The sequence below is a fragment of the Tabrizicola oligotrophica genome (genome assembly GCF_011008935.1).
Classification (GTDB): domain Bacteria; phylum Pseudomonadota; class Alphaproteobacteria; order Rhodobacterales; family Rhodobacteraceae; genus Tabrizicola_A; species Tabrizicola_A oligotrophica.
Genome location: NZ_JAAIVJ010000002.1, coordinates 459264 through 476223, shown reverse-complemented (window position 1 = coordinate 476223; position 16960 = coordinate 459264). Strand labels below are relative to the sequence as shown.

Below are 16960 nucleotides of genomic sequence, written 5' to 3'. Positions count from 1 at the left end.
CCACATGAAGCTCCTGCTGCAAACCACAGATCCGACCGTGATCGCTTTCGCCCAGGCGCTGCTTGAGGGCGAGGATATAGACAGCTTTGTGCTGGACGTCCACATGAGCATCTTCGAAGGCGGGTTGGGCATTCTGCCGCGCCGACTGATGGTCGCGGACAGCGACTGGTTCTTGGCCCGCGCCGTGATCCGCGACAACGGGATTGACGAGGGCTATGACGCAAAACCCTGAATTTGCAGAGAAAGACCTGTCGCGAGATGCCTTCCTGTGCGGGCGGCTGCACCTGTGGCAGCCGATAAAGGGCTATCGCGCGGCAACCGACCCGGTGCTTCTGGCCGCCGCCTGCCCGGCTGCGGCGGGGCAATCGGTGCTGGACATGGGCTGCGGTGCGGGGGCGGCGGCGCTTTGCCTTGCCGCGCGGGTGCCGGGCGTCCGGCTTGCCGGGCTGGAGCTGCAACCGGCCTATGCCGCGCTGGCCCGCCGCAATGCCGCCGGGAACGGCATCGAGATGCAGGTCGAGGAGGGCGATCTTGCCCATATGCCCCGGCCCCTGCGCCGCGAATTCGACCACGTCATCGCCAACCCGCCCTATTACCCCGCTGGCGGGACGCCCTCGCCCATTGCCGCCCGCGCCCGGGCCCTGCAGGTCGACACGCCGCTGGGCGACTGGGTGCAGGCCGCCGCCCGCCGCCTTGCCCCCGGTGGCTGGCTGACGCTGATTTGTGGCGCCGACGGTCTGCCGGCCGTGCTGGCCGCCATGGGCACCAAGCTTGGCTCCGCCTCAGTCCTGCCGCTGCAACCGCGCGAGGGCCGCGCGGCGTTGCGCATCCTGTTGCGCGCGCGCAAGGGCGGCAAGGGCGCCTTCCGCCTGCTTGCCCCGCTCGTCCTGCATCAGGGCCCCGCCCATGACGGCGACCGCGAAAGCTATACCCCCGCCGCCAATGCGGTCCTGCGCGAAGGCGCCGACCTGAACGCCGCCTTCAGCGGGATTTGACCGAATGTCGCGGCCGATTTCTGTGAAGAATTGGTGACAGGGGGGCCGAATCGTGCTGCACTGGCTTGGCAGAAACCATCCACAGGAGGATTTCCATGACCGTTGCTTCCCACATCGCCGAACTGAAGAAGAAGCACGAACAGCTTTCCGAGATGGTGGAAAAGGCGCAGCGCGCGCCGGGGTCGAACGACTTGCAGATCCACGAATGGAAACGGCAGAAGCTGAAGATCAAGGAAGAGATCGAGCGGCTGACTCAGTCGGCGTGACGGAGCTTTGACGTCAGGCTGGCCCGCGCTGCCAGTGCCGCTCCAAGCGTAACCAGCAGCGCCGCCAGCAAAAGTACGGGCTTGGCTTCGGCCAGCCCCGCCGCAATCAGCGCCAGCGTTGACAGAAGCGGCGCCGCATAGGAGGCGACACCCAAAAGCTGGATGTCGCCTTTTTTCATGCCGATGTCCCAGGTGAAGAAGGCCGCACCCACCGGACCAAGCCCAAGCCCGGCCACAGAAAGCCAACCCAGCGTGCCTTGCGGCCATTGGGTTTCCTCCAGCGCCAGATGGGTCGGGATCGAAAGTGCAGCGGTCAGCAGGCAATAGACCACCACCGATTCGGTCGGCACATGGCCCAGCCGCCGTGACAGCACAGAATAGGCCGCCCAGGCGAGGGCGCACAGGAAAGCCAGCGCAAGCCCCAGCGCCGGAATGCTGGCCGCCGACGCGCTGTCGCGACTCATGACGATCAGCCCGGCGCCCGCAAAGGCCACCAGCGCGCCGATCACATGCATCGTGCGCAGCCTTTCCCCGGGCAGGAACCCGGAAAACAGCACGATGAACAGCGGCCACAGATAGGCGATCAGCCCGGTCTCGGCGAAGGGCGCAATGCGGAAGGCGGTGAAGTACAGCGCGTGATAGCCGAAAAGCCCGATGGTGCCGAAGGCATAGACCTTCCACGGGATCTGCCGCAAGACGCCGAACCCCGCCCCGAGGCCGATCCAGATCAGGCCGATCGTGCCACCGATGCCAAAACACAGCGCATTCAGCAGGAAGGGTGGCACCGGAGTTGACCCGATGGTCATCAGCGCCAGAAGCGCCCACATCAGAATGGCGCTGAAGCCGATCACCGTCGCCTTTTGCCGCATCATTCCCGCCCCCTGCCCGCGTCTGGCAAGGGGTATACGCTGGCTTCAAAGGCTTCAAGCCCGTGGCGGCCATGCACCGGGCGGGCGACGGCAATGCTGCATCCGCATGGTGATTTCCGTTGCACTGCAGCATCCGTCAGCGCAGATTGCGCGGCAGGGGAGGGCATCCGCAAGGAGATGTCCGATGCACGTTCAATCCGCCGATTATGCAGCCGTCCTGCGCGAGGCCCGCCTTCTGCGCGCCCGCGCCATCGCCGACTTCTGGCAACACCTGCGCGACACGCTGTCCCTGCATGTGCCGAAGCTGTTCCCGTCCGAGTTCTGAAACGAAAAAGCCCGGCACAAGCCGGGCTTTCCGCACGAATTGCCATCGGATCAGACGAAGAACTGCCCGCCGTTCGCCGAAATCGTCGCACCGGTGATGAAGCCGGCGTCGTCGGCAGCGAGGAAGGCCACGCAGCGCGCGATTTCTTCCGGTTCACCCAGACGGCCGACCGGGATCAGCGGGATGATGCGTTCGTTCAGGACTTTTTCATCAATGGCGCGCACCATTTCGGTGCCGATGTAGCCGGGGCAGATCGCGTTCACGGTGATGCCGGCGCGCGCGCCTTCCTGCGCCAAGGCCTTGGTAAAGCCCAGATCGCCCGACTTGGCGGCGGAATAGTTCGCCTGCCCGGCCTGGCCCTTCTGGCCGTTGATCGACGAAATGTTGATGACGCGGCCGAACTTGCGGTCGCGCATGCCCGACCACAGCGGATGGGTCATGTTGAACAGGCCCGTGAGGTTGGTGTCGATCACCTCTTTCCACTGGCCGGGGGTCATCTTGTGGAACATGGCGTCGCGGGTGATGCCCGCGTTGTTGACCAGCACGTCGACCGGGCCAAGATCGGCCTCCACCTGCTTGATGCCCGCCACGCAGGCGTCATAGTCGGCGACCGACCATTTGTAGGTCGCAATCCCGGTTTCCTTGGTGAAGGCAGCAGCAGCCTCATCATTGCCGGCGTAGTTCGCGGCCACCTTGTAGCCCGCCGCCTTCAACGCCACCGAAATCGCGGCACCAATGCCGCGCGAACCACCAGTGACCAATGCTACTCTTGCCATCAAATCCTCCTTCCAAGAGATGTCCTTGAAATCCTGTTACCGAAATAGAAATGGACGCGCAACTTTATTGCGCGTCCATTTTGCAGTTGCGGCGACTTTTTCGCGTGCGCGGCACAAAAATGCCGCGAGATCAGCGTTCCAGCGTCAGGGCAACACCCATGCCGCCGCCGATGCACAGCGTCGCAAGGCCCTTCTTGGCGTCGCGGCGGCCCATCTCGTGAATCAGGGTGTTCAGAATGCGGCAGCCCGACGCGCCGATCGGGTGGCCGATGGCGATGGCGCCGCCGTTGACGTTGACGATGGCCGGATCCCAGCCCATGTCCTTGTTCACCGCACAGGCCTGCGCGGCGAAGGCCTCGTTCGCCTCGACCAGATCAAGATCGCCCACTTTCCAGCCCGCCTTGTCCAGGGCCTTGCGGCTGGCATAGATCGGGCCGACGCCCATGATCGAAGGGTCAAGCCCGGCGGTGGCATAGGAGGCGATGCGCGCCAGCACCTTGAGCCCGCGCTTTTCGGCCTCCTTGTCGGTCATCAGCATGACCGCCGCGGCGCCGTCATTGATGCCGCTGGCATTGGCCGCGGTGACCGAGCCGTCCTTGGCGAAGGCCGGGCGCAGTTTCTGCATCGATTCCAGCGTGGCGCCGTGGCGGATGTATTCGTCGGCGTCGACCACCACGTCGCCCTTGCGGGTCTTGATCGTGAAGGCGATGATTTCGTCCTTGAACTTGCCGGCCTTCTGCGCCGCCTCGGCCTTGTTCTGGCTGGCGAGCGCGAATTCGTCCTGCATGTCGCGGGAAATCTGCCACTGGCTGGCGACATTCTCGGCGGTCTGGCCCATGTGATAGCCGTTGAAGGCGTCCCACAGCCCGTCCTTGATCATCGAATCGATGAAGTTCATGTCGCCCATCTTCTGCCCGGCGCGCAGATGCGCGACATGGGGCGAGAGCGACATGTTTTCCTGACCACCCGCGACGACGATCTTCGCGTCGCCCAGCGCCACATGCTGCGCGCCCAGCGCCACCGCCCGCAGGCCCGAGCCGCAGACCTGGTTGATGCCCCAGGCGCTGGCCTCTTTCGGCAGGCCGGCGCGGATCGCCGCCTGCCGCGCCGGGTTCTGGCCCTGACCGGCGGTCAGCACCTGACCCAGAATGACCTCTTCCACTTCCGCCTTGTCGATCCCGGCCCGCGCGATGACCCCCTCCAGCACCGAGGCGCCCAGTTCATGCGCCGGGGTCGTGGCGAAAGAGCCATTGAAACTGCCGACTGCGGTCCGGCCGGCCGCGACGATCACCACATTGGTCATGAAATCCCCTCCTCAAGGCTGGCGGCGGAAATGCCGCTTTGCAGCAATGGCTAGGCAATGGGACGCACAAAAGCAAGCGCGCTGAACGGGCAGATGGCCGCAGGATCAGGCCGAGGCGCGTTTTTGCCGGATTTCGCGGTCAAGGAAGGTCGGGCGCAGCGCAGCCGCGCCAAAGAGAAAGCCCTGCAGGCAATCGACGCCAAGGTTGATCAGGAACTGCGCCTCCTCCGGGGTTTCCACCGCTTCGGCCACGGTGAACATATGGAAATGCTTGCCGATCGACAAAAGCGCTGCCGTCAGAGCCGCGTTGTCAGGGTCGCGGTGGATATTTCGGATGAACTGGCCGTCGATCTTCAGGATGTCGAAGAAGAAGTCCTTGAAATAGCGGATCGCCGTGTAACCGGAGCCGAAATCATCCAGCGCAAAGGCCACGCCATCGGCCTGCAATTCCTCCATGAAGGCGGTGACAAGCTCGGGCACCAGCATGGCGGAGCTTTCGGTGATCTCAAGGATCAGCCGTTCGCCCACCGTCGGCCCGGCCGCCAGCCCCTTGCGGAAGGCGCGCATCCAGCGCGGATAGCCGATGGATCGCGCCGACATGTTGATCGACAGCCGCACATCGGGGTGCCGGGCCAGCGCGCCCATGCCCAACTCCAGCGCGATACAGTCGATCTCGCGGCCAATCTCGGTATCTTCGACCGCGCCGATGAAATCCCGGGCCGGGATTTCCCGCCCGTTCGGATCCAGCACGCGAATCAGACCCTCATGAAAGGCCACCCGCTCAGGCTCGCGTGCCAGGACCACCGGCTGATAGGCCAGCCGCATGCGCCGTGTGTCAATCGCCTCGCGCACCATGGCCATGGTATCGTGGTCCTGACTGGAGATCATCACGCCAAGCGGGCTGGCCGTTCCCGGGCTGGCGTCGATTCTGGGCTTTTTCTGGTCCGGCTGCATGACATTCCCCATATCCCGCGCCACAGTGTCGCCACGCGGGTAAAGACCGGGTAAAATTCGGCTCTTGCCTCAAATCCTTGGCAATTTCGGAGGCCCCATGATTCAGCGTTGCCCGTGGTGCGGCACCGATCCGCTCTATGTCGCCTATCACGACAGCGAATGGGGCGTGCCCGAACATGATCCGCGCGCGCTTTGGGAATGCCTGATGCTGGAAGCCTTTCAGGCCGGGCTGAGCTGGATCACCATCCTGCGGCGGCGCGAAAGCTTCCGGGTGGCGTTTCAGGGTTTTGACCCGGCGGTCATCGCCGCCTGGGGCGAGCCGGATGTGCTGCGCCTGCTGGCCGATCCCGGCATCATCCGCCACCGCGGCAAGATCGAGGCCACCATCCGCGGCGCCCAGGCCTATCTGCGGATCGAGGCGCGCGAGGGGTTTTCAGCTTTCCTCTGGAAACATGTCGATCACCGGCCCATCGTCAGCCACCTGCCCGACATGGGCGCCGTGCAGGCCCAGACGGCGCAATCGGAGGCGGTGGCAAAGGCATTGAAGAAAGAGGGTTTTACCTTCTGCGGCCCGACGATCAGCTATGCCTTCATGCAGGCGGTGGGCATGGTGAACGACCATCTGGTGACCTGCCATAGGCACCCGTCGCAACAATGAAAAAGGCCCCGCACAGGGGCGGGGCCTTTTCGGATTGTCAGCCAGATCAGGCCAGCGCGGCCTTGGCCTGCGCGGCGATGGCGTTGAACGCCTCCGGCTCATGCACGGCCAGATCGGCCAGAACCTTGCGGTCCACCACGATGCCGGCCTTGGTCAGGCCGTCGATCAGGCGCGAGTAGGTCATTTCCAGGTCGAACAGCCGCACGGCGGCGTTGATGCGCTGGATCCACAGGGCGCGGAACTGACGCTTGCGGGCCTTGCGGTCGCGGGTCGCGTACTGGTTGGCCTTGTCGACAGCCTGGGTGGCGGTGCGGAAGTTGGTGGAGCGGGCGGCATAATAGCCCGACGCCGCCTTGATCACCTTGCGGTGGCGGGCGTGGGTAACCTTGCCGGATTTGACGCGGGACATGTTCGGGCCTCCTTAGCGGTTATACGGCATGTATTTCTTGACGATCTTCTCGTCGCTGTCGCACAGGACCATGGTCCCGGATGCGTCGCGAATGAATTTCGTCGAGCGTTTGATCATGCCGTGGCGCTTGCCGGCCACGCCTGCCTTCACATGGCCGTTGGCCGTGAAGGAGAACCGCTTTTTCGCAGCGGATTTGGTCTTCATCTTGGGCATTTCCATCTCCATGGTTACAGGCGCGACTCGGCATGCCACGTTGGCCGGCCCCGCAGGGTATTGAAGCCGCCGCTATAGGGGGCCTTTGGAAAAGGTGCAAGCCTTCAGTTCAAGACGCGGGCAAAGACGCGCATGATGACATCAGGCACTTCGGCAAAGGCATAGCCCGATGGCTTCTGGGTCAGCGCCAGCGCCAGCAGGATGCCGCCGACCAGCACCATCAACGCTGCCATGCGGGGCGGGCGGCTTTCCGAAAAGGCCGCCAGCAAGGCCGGGATGGCCAGCACGATGACCGCCAGCCCAAGGACGAGCATCAGATCGGTATCCATGCAACCCTCCCACGCAAGCCGTGAGATCAGTTATTCAGGATCGACCCGCGAAATCAACCGCTCATCACAGGGGGCGACGCGCAGGATGTTGGTGGTGCCCTTGACGTTGAAGGGCACGCCCGCCGTCACCACGATCATGTCTTCCTCGCCGGCAAAGCCGTCGGCCCGCGCCGCCTTGACGGCCGAGATCACCGCGCCCTTGAAGCGTTCCTGCGGTTCGGTGATGACGCAATGCGCGCCCCAGGTCAGGGCCAGCCGCCGGGCAGTGGACATCAAGGGCGTCAGGGCGATGATCGGCACGCGCGGACGCTCGCGCGCCACCAGCGACACGGTCTGGCCCGACTGGCTGAAGCAGGTGATGGCCTTGATGTTGGTCGCCTCGGCAATCTCGCGCGCCGCCGCCACGATGCCATCGGCAATCGTCTCGCGCCGCACCACGCGGCTGGCTTCGATGACCTGCCGGTAGGTCGGATCCTTTTCCACTGACAGCGCGACGTTGTTCATCGTCGTCACCGCCTCGACCGGATACTTCCCGGCCGCCGATTCCGCCGACAGCATCACCGCATCGGCGCCCTCATAGATCGCGGTGGCGACGTCCGACACTTCGGCCCGCGTCGGCACCGGGCTTTCGATCATCGATTCGAGCATCTGCGTCGCCACGATCACCGGCTTGGCCGCCGCGCGTGCGCCGCGCACCAGCCGCTTCTGGATCGGCGGCACTGACGTCACCGGCAGCTCCACGCCCAGATCGCCGCGCGCCACCATGATGCCGTCCGACACCTGCAGGATGGCGTCATAGGCCTTCACCGCCGCCGGCTTTTCGATCTTGGCCAGAATGGCGGCGCGGCCCTTGGCCAGACCGCGGGCCTCGATCACGTCTTCGGGGCGCTGCACGAAGGAAAGCGCCAGCCAGTCCACACCCAGCGAACAGGCGAACTCCAGATCGCCCCGGTCCTTGTCGGACAGGGCCGCCAGCGGCAGCAGCACATCCGGCACGTTCACACCCTTGCGGTTGGAAATCGTGCCGCCGACCGTCACCGTGCAATCGGCGAAATCCTTGCCGCAGGCATCGACCTGCAGGCGGATCTTGCCGTCATTGACCAGAAGCGCCGAGCCGGGCTCCAGCGCGGCGAAAATCTCGGGATGGGGAAGCTGCACGCGGGTCGCGTCGCCCGGGGTGGCCGACAGGTCCATGCGGAACTTCGCGCCCTCCTCCAGCTCCTCCTCGCCGTTGGCAAAGGTACCCACCCGCAGTTTCGGCCCCTGCAGGTCGGCCAGAATCCCGATCGGGCGGCCCAGATCGGCCTCGACCTTGCGGATGATCTTGTGGCGGGCCTCGATGTCGGCATGAACCCCATGGCTCATGTTCAGGCGGAACACATCGGCGCCGGCTTCGAACAGCGCGCGGATGGTGTCGTAATCACTGGAGGCCGGGCCAAGCGTGGCGACGATCTTCACACTGCGCAGGCGTCTCATGGCAGCCCTGTCCTTTGTTCCCTCTGAGTTGCCGGGTTTATGGACGAAATCTCCCCGAGGGGCAACGGGCGCTGCATGTTAGCGCTAACTTTTTTCACCGCCCTGTTGCAAAACCCGACAAATTCCAGTCGAACCGCTAGAGCAGAGGCATGAAGAACAGGTGACAGCCGTGCAGGAAGCCTACCAGATCGTCGGCAAGGACCGCCCCGGCCGCTGGCTGGTGACCTGCGACCACGCCTCGAACCGGGTGCCGGACTGGGTGGCGGGCGGCAGCCTTGGCATTGCGCCCGAGGACATGACCCGCCACATTGCCTGGGACGTGGGCGCGGCGGGGCTGACGCTGGCCTTGGCCGAGGCGCTGGACAGCCCGGCAATCCTGTCGGGTTTCTCGCGCCTGGTGATCGACCCGAACCGCGGCGAGGACGACCCGACGCTGGTGATGCGGCTTTACGATGGCACGATCATTCCGGCCAACCGGAACATCGACGCCGCCGGGATCGAGGAACGGCTGGACCGGCTTTATCGCCCCTATCACGCCGCCTATGCCGCGCTGGCCGCCCGTCAGTCCGATACGGTGGTGCTGGCCATCCATTCCTTCACCCCCTGCCTCAAGGGTCGCAGCCCCCGGCCCTGGCATGTCGGCGTGCTGCATTCGCATCTCGACAGCCGGTTTTCCCTGCCGCTGATTGCGCGGCTGGGGCAAGAGGCCGATCTGTGCATCGGCGACAACGAACCCTATGCCGGCCACCTGCCCGGCGATGCCATCGACCGCCATGCCCTGACACCGGGCCGCCACAACACCCTGATCGAACTGCGCAATGACCTGATCAACACCGAGGCCGAACAGCAGGCCTGGGCGGCCCGGCTGGCACCGATCCTGACGCAGGTTCTGGCGGGGCTTTAGGGCCGCGCGCCAACATCAGAGTCCCGACCCGCGGATGCCTTCGCCAGAGCCGGACTGAGAAGCGTGTCGCTACCCGGCCGGAGGGCCCCAAAGCCCCCCGCTGCTGGCAGTTTCAAGCCCTCAGACCGCCGCCTTGCGCATCTCGTCCAGATAGATTTCCCGCAGCCGCGTCACCACAGCGCCGGGCTTGCCGGCGCCAACCGCCTTGCCGTCGACTTCCACGACCGGCATGACGAAGGCCGAAGCGCTGGTGATGAAGGCCTCATCGGCGCCTTGGGCTTCGGCAATGGTGAAGGGGCGTTCCTCGACTTCCATCTGCGCCTCGACCGCAAAGCGCAGCACGGCAGCGCGGGTGATGCCGTGCAGGATGTCGTTCGACAACTGGCGGGTGATGATCTTGTTGCCCTTGACGATATAGGCGTTGTTCGAGGTGCCCTCGGTCACGACGCCCTCTTCGACAAACCAGCTGTCATCCACGCCGGCCTTCTTGGCCGCCATCTTGCCCATCGAGGGGTAAAGCAGTTGCACCGTCTTGATGTCGCGGCGGCCCCAGCGGATGTCGGGGATCGAGATCACCTTCCAGCCGGTCTTTGCCGCCGGATTTTCAGCCAGACCCGGTTTCGACTGGGTGAACAGCACCACGGTCGGCTCGGTCTCAGGGCCGGGATAGGCGAAATCGCGGTCGCCGGGATTGCCGCGCGTGACCTGCAGATAGACCATGCCGTCGACAATGCCGTTCCGCGCCACCAGTTCGCGGTGGATCGCCAGCCATTCGGCATCCGAATGGGGGTTCTTCATCTCAAGCTCCGACAGGCTGCGCGCCAGCCGCACGCAATGGCCGGCAAAGTCGATCAGCTTGCCGTCCAGCACGCTCGTCACCTCATAGACCCCGTCGGCCATCAGGAAGCCCCGGTCAAAGACCGAAACCCTGGCTTCGGTTTCCGGCAGGTAGTCGCCATTCAGATAGACGGTGCGGGTCATGCTTATCCCCATAGCTCGGGTGTGGACGGGTGAACCCCTGCCGCGTCATAGCGCAAGGGGTGAGGGCGGTCTTCCCGCAGAAGGAGAGGCCCGTCAAGGTCTGTTTCCATGGCGGTTTGCGCCAGCAGCACCGCCGGGGCCATCGCAAGCGAGGAGCCGACCATGCAGCCCACCATCAGACCGAAGCCCAGCCGCGCCGCCTCGGCCCGGGTGCGCAAGCCCTCGGTCAGCCCGCCGGTCTTGTCGAGCTTGAGGTTCACCATGTCATAGCGGCCCTTCAGCGCCGGCAGGCTTGCGGCATCGAAACAGGATTCGTCGGCGCAGACCGGCAGGGGCCGGGCGATCTCGGCCAGCATCTCGTCGCGGCCTGCCGGTAGGGGCTGTTCCACCAAGGCCACCCCCAGACGCAGAAGATGCGGGGCAAGCTCGGAATAGACCTCGGGCGTCCAGCCCTCATTGGCGTCGATCGGGATGCGCGCCTGCGGCGCCCCCTGCCGCACCGCCTCCAGCCTTGGCATGTCATCGGGGGTGCCAAGCTTGATCTTCAGGACCGGCCGGTGGGCATGCGCCGCCGCCATCGCCCGCATTGCCTCGGGCGTGTCGAGCGACAGGGTATAGGTCACTTCCTTCGGTCCCGGCGCATGCAGCCCCGCAAGCTGCCAGACCCGCTTGCCCGCCGCCTTCGCCTCCCAGTCCCAAAGCGCGCAATCCACCGCATTGCGCGCCGCCCCCGGCGGCAGGCTGTGTTGCAGCGCGCCGCGGCTGATCCCTTCGGGCAGGCTTTCGATCTGCGCCGTCACGCTTTCAAGGCTTTCGCCATACCGCGCATAGGGCACGCATTCGCCCCAGCCGGTGACGCCGCCGCGCGTGACGCGCACGGTCAGCACATGGGCATGGGTCTTTGAGCCGCGGCTGATGGTGAAAGTCTGGGCAAGGGCAAAGGTCTCGGGCGTGACGGCAATCATCAGGCAGCCCCTCCCAGCGGCTGCGGCAGTCTTCGCGTGCCCTCCGGGGGAGAGCAAGCGCAAGATGACAAAGGCTTCAGGAAACGCCCGCATCGGGCGGCAGAGGCAACGAAACGCCTGCATCGGGCGGACAAGGAAAAGCACCGCTTTTCCCCGCCCGCAGAAATCACCGATCCGCAAGACCGGCTCCGCCAGCCCATACAGAGGCCAGCGCCGGCCCCGGCGGGCGAGGAGCGCCCGCCATGGGCGGGGCGGGCGCTGGCCGGGGGGCTTTGGCCCCCGGCTGGCAGGTGGCAGACGTGGTGCGCGGCCTCGGCGGTAGCCTCGGCCAAGGCGCGCGGGAGGGTTGCGACCGCCATTTCTGCCCGGCAGCACAAACCATGCTGCATCTGCAATTCGCACTTGCAGCACGTCGCGCAACAATATAACCAAACCGCAAGCCACAACGAAACTTCCTTGCCGAGAGAATTCCGATGAGCTTCCGCCTCCAGCCCGCCCCCCCTGCCCGCCCGAACCGCTGCCAGCTTTTCGGCCCCGGCTCGCGCCCGGCGCTGTTCGAGAAAATGGCGGCCTCGGCGGCTGATGTCATCAACCTCGATCTGGAAGACTCGGTCGCGCCGTCGGACAAGGACGCCGCCCGCGCCAATATCATCACGGCGATCAATACGCTCGACTGGGGCCGCAAGACCCTGTCGGCGCGGATCAACGGCCTCGATACCCCGTGGTGGTATCGCGACGTCGTCGAGCTTCTGGAACAGGCCGGCCCCCGCCTTGATCAGATCATGATCCCCAAGGTCGGCTGCGCCGCCGATGTCTATGCCGTCGACGCCCTCGTCACCGCCATCGAACGCGCCAAGGGGCGGACGAAACCCATCAGCTTCGAGGTCATCATCGAATCCGCCGCTGGCATTGCCCATGTCGAGGAAATCGCCGCCGCCAGCCCCCGCTTGCACGCGATGAGCCTTGGTGCGGCCGACTTTGCCGCCTCGATGGGCATGCAGACCACCGGCATCGGCGGCACGCAGGAAAACTACTACATGCTGCGCGAAGGCGCCAAGCACTGGTCCGATCCCTGGCACTGGGCGCAGGCCGCCATCGTCGCCGCCTGCCGCACCCATGGCGTGCTGCCGGTCGACGGCCCGTTCGGCGATTTCTCCGATGACGAGGGCTTCCGGGCGCAGGCCCGACGCTCGGCCACGCTGGGCATGGTCGGCAAATGGGCGATCCACCCCAAGCAGGTCGCCCTGGCCAACGAGGTCTTCACCCCCTCCGAAGCCGCCGTCGCCGATGCCCGCGCCATTCTGGCGGCCATGGAAGAGGCCAAGGCCAATGGTCAGGGCGCGACCACCTACAAGGGCAAGCTGATCGACATCGCCTCGATGAAACAGGCCGAGGTGATCGTGAAGCAATACGAACTCATCATGGGGAAATGAGGAATCGTTGACAAAACGCCTGCCGAACGGGCAGAAGCTGTGACGTAGCGTCACACCTGCGGGCAGACGCAAAAGAATACCCGCGCGGGGGCTGGGAGAGGAGGCCCGAACCCGCATCCTCGGGAGGACATGCACGCCCCGTGGCCCGGCCGCGGGGCGTTGCTGTTTCCGGCGGCGGCGGGGCCGGAAACCGGCCCGCTCCGGGCCGGGAAACGCCGCCTCCGCCCGCCGCCCCTCCTGCCCGGTTGCATTTCGCCCCCCCCTCTTGCATAACCCATGCTGCAGTCGCAGGGGTGCCCGATGAACTATCTGGATTTCGAAAAGCCGCTCGCCGAGATCGAAGGCAAGGCCGAGGAGCTTCGGGCGCTGGCCCGGGCCAATCCGGCCATGGACATCTCGAAAGAGGCCGAGGCGCTGGACCGCAAGTCCGATTCCCTGCTGAAGGATCTCTACAAGTCCTTGACGCCATGGCAGAAATGCCAGGTGGCGCGCCACCCCGACCGGCCCCACACCAGGGATTACATCGAAGGGCTGTTTGCCGAATTTACCCCGTTGGCCGGTGACCGCGGCTTTGCCGATGACCATGCGGTGATGGGCGGCCTTGCGCGCTTCAACGATCAGCCCGTCGTGGTGATCGGCCATGAAAAGGGCCATGACACCAAATCCCGGATCGAGCGTAATTTCGGCATGGCGCGGCCCGAGGGCTACCGCAAGGCCGTGCGCCTGATGGACATGGCCGACCGCTTCAACCTGCCGGTCATCACTCTGATCGACACCCCCGGTGCCTATCCCGGCAAGGGGGCCGAGGAACGCGGCCAAGCCGAGGCGATTGCCCGCTCCACCGCCAAATGTCTTGAAATCGGCGTGCCGCTCCTGTCGATCGTGGTGGGCGAAGGCGGCTCGGGCGGCGCGGTGGCCTTTGCCACGGCCAACCGCATCGCCATGCTGGAACATTCGGTCTATTCGGTGATCTCGCCCGAGGGCTGCGCCTCGATCCTGTGGAAGGACGCCGAGAAGATGCGCGAGGCCGCCGAAGCGCTGCGCCTGACCGCGCAGGATCTGCAAAAGCTGGGCGTGATCGACCGGATCATCAAGGAACCGATGGGCGGGGCGCAACGCGGCCGCAAGGAAACCGTCGAGGCCGTCGGCAAGGCGATCGAGGCGATGCTGGCCGAAATGGCGGGCAAGAAACGCGCCGAAATCCTGAAGGACCGCCGGCAGAAGTTCCTTGCCATGGGGGCCAAGGGCCTCGCGGCCTGAGCAAACCCTTCCTCGAAAAATCCTCGTCGCCGCCGCCGCTCATTGGGTGGGGCGCGGACGAGAAGCCGGCAGGCGCCCGAGGAGGGCAGCGTCCCTTCGGGCCTAGGTCGCCCGCTTGCCCTTCGGCTTTGGCGCCGGTGTTTCCCCGGCCACGACGCGCAGCACGCGGGCGCAAAGCTCCGGATCGTCCAGCACTTCCGAGCCTATGATGTAGTCCTTCGAACCCGGATAGGCCGGGCCGCGCCCGGTGTCCGGCAACAGGGCCAGCGCCCCCGGTGTCGGCTTGATGAACAGCGTGTCGTCGCAGACGAAGGCGACCGTCTTGCCCTCCAGATACAGCGCATATTCGCCGAACATCTTGCGGCTGGTCAGCGGCAGTTCCGCCAGCGTGTCAAGCAGATGGGCGATCGTGGCCGCCGAGCTTCCCATCAGCGACGGAACCCGGTTTCGGCCAGCAGGCGGTCAGAGGAACCCTCCACCTCGGCTTCCAGTTGCGCCATGAAGGCCGGCACGGCCATGCCCGGCTCGATGCGCGGCAGGAACTCGACCACCGCCACCCCCGGCTTGCGCAGGATACCGCGCTTGGGCCAGAACACGCCGACATTGGTGCCAACCGGCACGCAGGGTTGACCGAGCTGGTCGTAAAGCAGCCCCGACCCGACCTTGTAGGACTTCTTCACCCCCGGCGCGACGCGGGTGCCCTGCGGATAGATGATGAGCTGGCCCGGAAATGCCGTACCCGCCTGCACATCGGCCTTCATCCGGGAAATCGCCGCGCCGCGCTTGCCGCGATCCACCGGCACGCAGCCGATGCGCAGGGCATACTGGCCAAGGAACGGCGTCCACAAAAGCTCGCGTTTCATGATGAACTTGCCGCGCGGTACGGCGTTGTAGATGGCGATGATGTCAAGGAAACTCTGGTGCTTGGCGGCGATCAGCACCTCATCGGTGGGCGGGGTGCCGCGCACCTCGGTGCGCAACCCGCACAGGATACGCAGCGACCAGAGCACCCACTGGCAAAAGACATGACAGGCCTTCACCGCCGCCGTGCGGGAAAACAGGGCGAAGGGCGCAAAGGCAAGCGCGATCACGGCCATGGCCAGATACATCTGGACGATGAAGATCAGCGACAGAACCCAGCGGATGGCCAGCATCAGGTCAACTCCCGAAGTTTGCGGAAGGCCGCCGCGCGGGTGGCCAGAAAAGCGACAAGGGCGGCCAGCGGTGGCAGAGCAAAGGGCCAGAGCCAGCCCGCGCCCTGAAAGCCAAGCCCGGTCAGAAAGCCGCCCGCGTCATTGGCCGAGGGCAGGAGGAGAACTCCGATCAGGCCGGCACCAGCCCCGATGGCCGCGCCGATGGCCGCGCGCAGGGTGAAGCGGCGCACGAAAGCGCGGGCGATATAGGCATCGCGCGCGCCGACCAGCCGCAAGACCTTGATGACCTGCGCATTGGCCGCCAGCGCGGCATTGGCCGCCAGCGTGATCATCGCCGCCATCGCCGCCCCGATCAGCCCGATCGACAACAGCCCCAGAAGCCGCAACCGTGCGGCCGCCACCGCCATCGGCTCGCGCCAGCGGGTGTGGTCGTCCAGAATGGCCCCGGGCGCCTCGGCCGCAAGCCGTTGACGCAGGCCTTCCCCATCATAGCCGGTGCCATCCTCGACCACCTCGATCAGGCGCGGCAGCGGCAGGGCCTCGACCGGCAGGTCGGGGCCGAACCAGGGCTCCAGCAGCGAGCGCTGTTCGTCCTGGCTCAGGACGCGGGCGCCCTGAATGCCCGGCGTGGTCGCCAGAAGGCCCAGCACCAGCTCCACCTGCTGATTAATCTGATCCTCGGGCGCCGAGAGCCGCACGGTGGCCGTGCGCTCCAGGGCCCCCGACCAGCGCTCGGCAAGCCGACCCGAGGCGAGCGACAGGGCAAGGGCAAAGACCGCCAGAAAGGTCATGGCGCCGGCGGTGAAACTGGTCAGCCAGGCAGACGGGCCCGAAGGCGGCACTACCGAGTCCGCCGGTTCGGCAAGCAAGACGCGACCCAGGCTTTTCACAGATCGGCCCCCGCCAGTTGGACCCGCCGTCTGGCGATCCGCAGCACCCGGGCGGGCACCTGCGATTTGGCCTGTCGGATCAGATTGAGGTCATGGGTCGCGATCAGCACGGTCTTGCCCATCCGGTTCAACTCGACCAGCAGGGTTAGCAGCCGCAGCGACATGTCCCAGTCAAGGTTGCCGGTCGGTTCATCCGCAAGGATGACATCCGGCCCCATGATGACCGCCCGCGCCAGCGCCGCCCGCTGACGCTCGCCGCCCGAAAGCGAGGGCGGCCGCGCATGGGCCAGTCGGTCAAGCCCCACCCAGGCCAGCAGATCGGCCAGATCGGCGGCCGCACCCTGACGGCCCGCCACGGCGAGCGGCAGCTCCACATTGGCCGAAAGCGGCAGATGGTCAAGAAACTGGCAATCCTGATGCACGACCCCGATCCGCCGCCGCGTCAGGGCCACGTCGTCGCGCGACAGTCCCTGCACGTCCCGGTCAAACAGCATCACATGGCCAGAGGTCGGCAACAGCTCGGCATAGCACAGCTTGAGGAAGGTGGTCTTGCCCGCCCCCGATGGCCCGGTCAGAAAATGGAACGAGCCCGGCGCCAGACGCAACGAGATGTCCGACAACAACTCGCCCCCGCCGTAATTGTAAGCCACATTCTCGAAGGCGATCACGAAAGGCGTTCCCTGCTGCTCCCCGTTCCGTCCGAGATACTCGCCGATGGGCGCGGCGGTTTCAATCGGCTCTCTGCCCGATGCAGCCACTAACGCTTGGATAAGACGGATATCGTTGCTACAACACCTCTG

General features: G+C 65.7%; 22 protein-coding genes. 8 read left to right on the top strand and 14 right to left on the bottom strand.

Annotation, left to right across the window (positions count from 1 at the left end; genetic code table 11):
• Window positions 1–4: 4 nt before the first annotated feature.
• From G4Z14_RS06415 to G4Z14_RS06405, 3 genes are all read left to right on the top strand, one after another.
• On the top strand, window positions 5–232 hold the full coding sequence (locus tag G4Z14_RS06415) for a putative signal transducing protein (RefSeq protein ID WP_164623951.1): 228 nt from the start codon (window positions 5–7) through the stop codon (window positions 230–232).
• Entirely contained in the window at window positions 216–995 is a 780-nt protein-coding gene (locus tag G4Z14_RS06410) for a tRNA1(Val) (adenine(37)-N6)-methyltransferase (protein WP_164623950.1), read from the top strand. Before G4Z14_RS06415 ends, G4Z14_RS06410 begins: the two co-directional genes overlap by 17 nt.
• Window positions 996–1090: 95 nt before the next feature.
• Window positions 1091–1261 (top strand): YdcH family protein, encoded by a 171-nt coding sequence (locus G4Z14_RS06405; RefSeq protein ID WP_164623949.1) that lies wholly within the window; start codon window positions 1091–1093, stop codon window positions 1259–1261.
• Here G4Z14_RS06405 and yddG read toward each other — a convergent pair.
• Entirely contained in the window at window positions 1249–2133 is an 885-nt protein-coding gene (yddG, locus tag G4Z14_RS06400; RefSeq protein WP_164623948.1) for an aromatic amino acid exporter YddG, read from the bottom strand. The genes G4Z14_RS06405 and yddG overlap by 13 nt on opposite strands.
• A 181-nt stretch (window positions 2134–2314) precedes the next feature.
• On the opposite strand from yddG, the gene G4Z14_RS06395 reads away from it, so the two are divergent.
• Complete coding sequence (locus tag G4Z14_RS06395; RefSeq protein WP_164623947.1) at window positions 2315–2455, top strand: hypothetical protein; 141 nt, start codon at window positions 2315–2317, stop codon at window positions 2453–2455.
• 50 nt (window positions 2456–2505) lie between these two features.
• Here G4Z14_RS06395 and phbB read toward each other — a convergent pair whose 3' ends face one another.
• The 3 genes from phbB to G4Z14_RS06380 all read right to left on the bottom strand — a co-directional run bounded on the left by phbB (window position 2506) and on the right by G4Z14_RS06380 (window position 5488).
• Window positions 2506–3231 (bottom strand): acetoacetyl-CoA reductase, encoded by a 726-nt coding sequence (phbB, locus tag G4Z14_RS06390; protein WP_164623946.1) that lies wholly within the window; start codon window positions 3229–3231, stop codon window positions 2506–2508.
• 130 nt (window positions 3232–3361) lie between these two features.
• Window positions 3362–4534: an acetyl-CoA C-acetyltransferase gene (locus G4Z14_RS06385; RefSeq protein ID WP_164623945.1), complete on the bottom strand. Its 1173-nt coding sequence runs from the start codon at window positions 4532–4534 to the stop codon at window positions 3362–3364.
• A gap of 105 nt (window positions 4535–4639) precedes the next feature.
• The gene (locus tag G4Z14_RS06380; protein WP_164623944.1) at window positions 4640–5488 is read right to left on the bottom strand and encodes an EAL domain-containing protein; all 849 of its coding nucleotides are present in this window, start codon (window positions 5486–5488) and stop codon (window positions 4640–4642) included.
• A 97-nt stretch (window positions 5489–5585) separates the two neighbouring features.
• On the opposite strand from G4Z14_RS06380, the gene G4Z14_RS06375 reads away from it, so the two are divergent.
• The gene (locus G4Z14_RS06375) at window positions 5586–6146 is read left to right on the top strand and encodes a DNA-3-methyladenine glycosylase I (RefSeq protein ID WP_164623943.1); all 561 of its coding nucleotides are present in this window, start codon (window positions 5586–5588) and stop codon (window positions 6144–6146) included.
• A gap of 46 nt (window positions 6147–6192) precedes the next feature.
• On the opposite strand, the gene rplT is transcribed toward G4Z14_RS06375, so the two are convergent.
• The 4 genes from rplT to pyk all read right to left on the bottom strand — a co-directional run bounded on the left by rplT (window position 6193) and on the right by pyk (window position 8573).
• Window positions 6193–6555: a 50S ribosomal protein L20 gene (rplT, locus tag G4Z14_RS06370; protein ID WP_164623942.1), complete on the bottom strand. Its 363-nt coding sequence runs from the start codon at window positions 6553–6555 to the stop codon at window positions 6193–6195.
• A 12-nt stretch (window positions 6556–6567) separates the two neighbouring features.
• Window positions 6568–6768, bottom strand: coding sequence for a 50S ribosomal protein L35 (gene rpmI / locus G4Z14_RS06365; RefSeq protein ID WP_164623941.1), 201 nt, complete (start codon window positions 6766–6768; stop codon window positions 6568–6570).
• 104 nt (window positions 6769–6872) lie between these two features.
• Window positions 6873–7097, bottom strand: a complete 225-nt coding sequence (locus G4Z14_RS06360; RefSeq protein WP_164623940.1) for a hypothetical protein — start codon at window positions 7095–7097, stop codon at window positions 6873–6875.
• Window positions 7098–7127: 30 nt separating this feature from the next.
• Entirely contained in the window at window positions 7128–8573 is a 1446-nt protein-coding gene (pyk, locus tag G4Z14_RS06355; protein ID WP_164623939.1) for a pyruvate kinase, read from the bottom strand.
• A gap of 169 nt (window positions 8574–8742) precedes the next feature.
• Between pyk and G4Z14_RS06350 the strand changes: the two genes are divergently transcribed.
• Entirely contained in the window at window positions 8743–9477 is a 735-nt protein-coding gene (locus G4Z14_RS06350) for an N-formylglutamate amidohydrolase (RefSeq protein WP_164623938.1), read from the top strand.
• A gap of 120 nt (window positions 9478–9597) precedes the next feature.
• Here the strand turns inward: G4Z14_RS06350 and G4Z14_RS06345 are convergent, their stop codons facing one another.
• A complete protein-coding gene (locus G4Z14_RS06345) occupies window positions 9598–10458 on the bottom strand; it encodes a D-amino-acid transaminase (RefSeq protein ID WP_164623937.1) in 861 nt (286 codons plus the stop codon).
• Window positions 10459–10460: 2 nt separating this feature from the next.
• On the bottom strand, window positions 10461–11423 hold the full coding sequence (gene dgcA / locus G4Z14_RS06340) for an N-acetyl-D-Glu racemase DgcA (RefSeq protein WP_227751559.1): 963 nt from the start codon (window positions 11421–11423) through the stop codon (window positions 10461–10463).
• Window positions 11424–11896: 473 nt separating this feature from the next.
• Between dgcA and G4Z14_RS06335 the strand changes: the two genes are divergently transcribed.
• Complete coding sequence (locus G4Z14_RS06335) at window positions 11897–12856, top strand: L-malyl-CoA/beta-methylmalyl-CoA lyase (protein WP_164623936.1); 960 nt, start codon at window positions 11897–11899, stop codon at window positions 12854–12856.
• A gap of 300 nt (window positions 12857–13156) precedes the next feature.
• Window positions 13157–14116, top strand: a complete 960-nt coding sequence (locus G4Z14_RS06330; RefSeq protein ID WP_164623935.1) for an acetyl-CoA carboxylase carboxyltransferase subunit alpha — start codon at window positions 13157–13159, stop codon at window positions 14114–14116.
• A 102-nt stretch (window positions 14117–14218) separates the two neighbouring features.
• Here the strand turns inward: G4Z14_RS06330 and G4Z14_RS06325 are convergent, their stop codons facing one another.
• From G4Z14_RS06325 to G4Z14_RS06310, 4 genes are read right to left on the bottom strand one after another with little or no spacing between them, the layout of a single operon-like run.
• The gene (locus G4Z14_RS06325) at window positions 14219–14545 is read right to left on the bottom strand and encodes a TfoX/Sxy family protein (RefSeq protein WP_164623934.1); all 327 of its coding nucleotides are present in this window, start codon (window positions 14543–14545) and stop codon (window positions 14219–14221) included.
• Window positions 14545–15273 carry a lysophospholipid acyltransferase family protein gene (locus tag G4Z14_RS06320; protein WP_164623984.1) on the bottom strand — a complete coding sequence of 243 codons (729 nt, stop codon included), beginning with the start codon at window positions 15271–15273 and terminating at the stop codon, window positions 14545–14547. Before G4Z14_RS06320 ends, G4Z14_RS06325 begins: the two co-directional genes overlap by 1 nt.
• On the bottom strand, window positions 15270–16160 hold the full coding sequence (locus G4Z14_RS06315) for a cell division protein FtsX (RefSeq protein WP_164623933.1): 891 nt from the start codon (window positions 16158–16160) through the stop codon (window positions 15270–15272). Before G4Z14_RS06315 ends, G4Z14_RS06320 begins: the two co-directional genes overlap by 4 nt.
• Window positions 16157–16828, bottom strand: a complete 672-nt coding sequence (locus G4Z14_RS06310; RefSeq protein ID WP_164623932.1) for a cell division ATP-binding protein FtsE — start codon at window positions 16826–16828, stop codon at window positions 16157–16159. Before G4Z14_RS06310 ends, G4Z14_RS06315 begins: the two co-directional genes overlap by 4 nt.
• Window positions 16829–16960 lie beyond the last annotated feature (132 nt).

Coding starts and splice junctions, on each gene's coding strand:
- G4Z14_RS06415 (WP_164623951.1), top strand. CDS start 5: ATGAAGCTCCTGCTGCAAACCACAGATCCGACCGTGATCGCTTTCGCC.
- G4Z14_RS06410 (WP_164623950.1), top strand. CDS start 216: ATGACGCAAAACCCTGAATTTGCAGAGAAAGACCTGTCGCGAGATGCC.
- G4Z14_RS06405 (WP_164623949.1), top strand. CDS start 1,091: ATGACCGTTGCTTCCCACATCGCCGAACTGAAGAAGAAGCACGAACAG.
- yddG (WP_164623948.1), bottom strand. CDS start 2,133: ATGATGCGGCAAAAGGCGACGGTGATCGGCTTCAGCGCCATTCTGATG.
- G4Z14_RS06395 (WP_164623947.1), top strand. CDS start 2,315: ATGCACGTTCAATCCGCCGATTATGCAGCCGTCCTGCGCGAGGCCCGC.
- phbB (WP_164623946.1), bottom strand. CDS start 3,231: ATGGCAAGAGTAGCATTGGTCACTGGTGGTTCGCGCGGCATTGGTGCC.
- G4Z14_RS06385 (WP_164623945.1), bottom strand. CDS start 4,534: ATGACCAATGTGGTGATCGTCGCGGCCGGCCGGACCGCAGTCGGCAGT.
- G4Z14_RS06380 (WP_164623944.1), bottom strand. CDS start 5,488: ATGCAGCCGGACCAGAAAAAGCCCAGAATCGACGCCAGCCCGGGAACG.
- G4Z14_RS06375 (WP_164623943.1), top strand. CDS start 5,586: ATGATTCAGCGTTGCCCGTGGTGCGGCACCGATCCGCTCTATGTCGCC.
- rplT (WP_164623942.1), bottom strand. CDS start 6,555: ATGTCCCGCGTCAAATCCGGCAAGGTTACCCACGCCCGCCACCGCAAG.
- rpmI (WP_164623941.1), bottom strand. CDS start 6,768: ATGCCCAAGATGAAGACCAAATCCGCTGCGAAAAAGCGGTTCTCCTTC.
- G4Z14_RS06360 (WP_164623940.1), bottom strand. CDS start 7,097: ATGGATACCGATCTGATGCTCGTCCTTGGGCTGGCGGTCATCGTGCTG.
- pyk (WP_164623939.1), bottom strand. CDS start 8,573: ATGAGACGCCTGCGCAGTGTGAAGATCGTCGCCACGCTTGGCCCGGCC.
- G4Z14_RS06345 (WP_164623937.1), bottom strand. CDS start 10,458: ATGACCCGCACCGTCTATCTGAATGGCGACTACCTGCCGGAAACCGAA.
- dgcA (WP_227751559.1), bottom strand. CDS start 11,423: ATGATTGCCGTCACGCCCGAGACCTTTGCCCTTGCCCAGACTTTCACC.
- G4Z14_RS06335 (WP_164623936.1), top strand. CDS start 11,897: ATGAGCTTCCGCCTCCAGCCCGCCCCCCCTGCCCGCCCGAACCGCTGC.
- G4Z14_RS06330 (WP_164623935.1), top strand. CDS start 13,157: ATGAACTATCTGGATTTCGAAAAGCCGCTCGCCGAGATCGAAGGCAAG.
- G4Z14_RS06325 (WP_164623934.1), bottom strand. CDS start 14,545: ATGGGAAGCTCGGCGGCCACGATCGCCCATCTGCTTGACACGCTGGCG.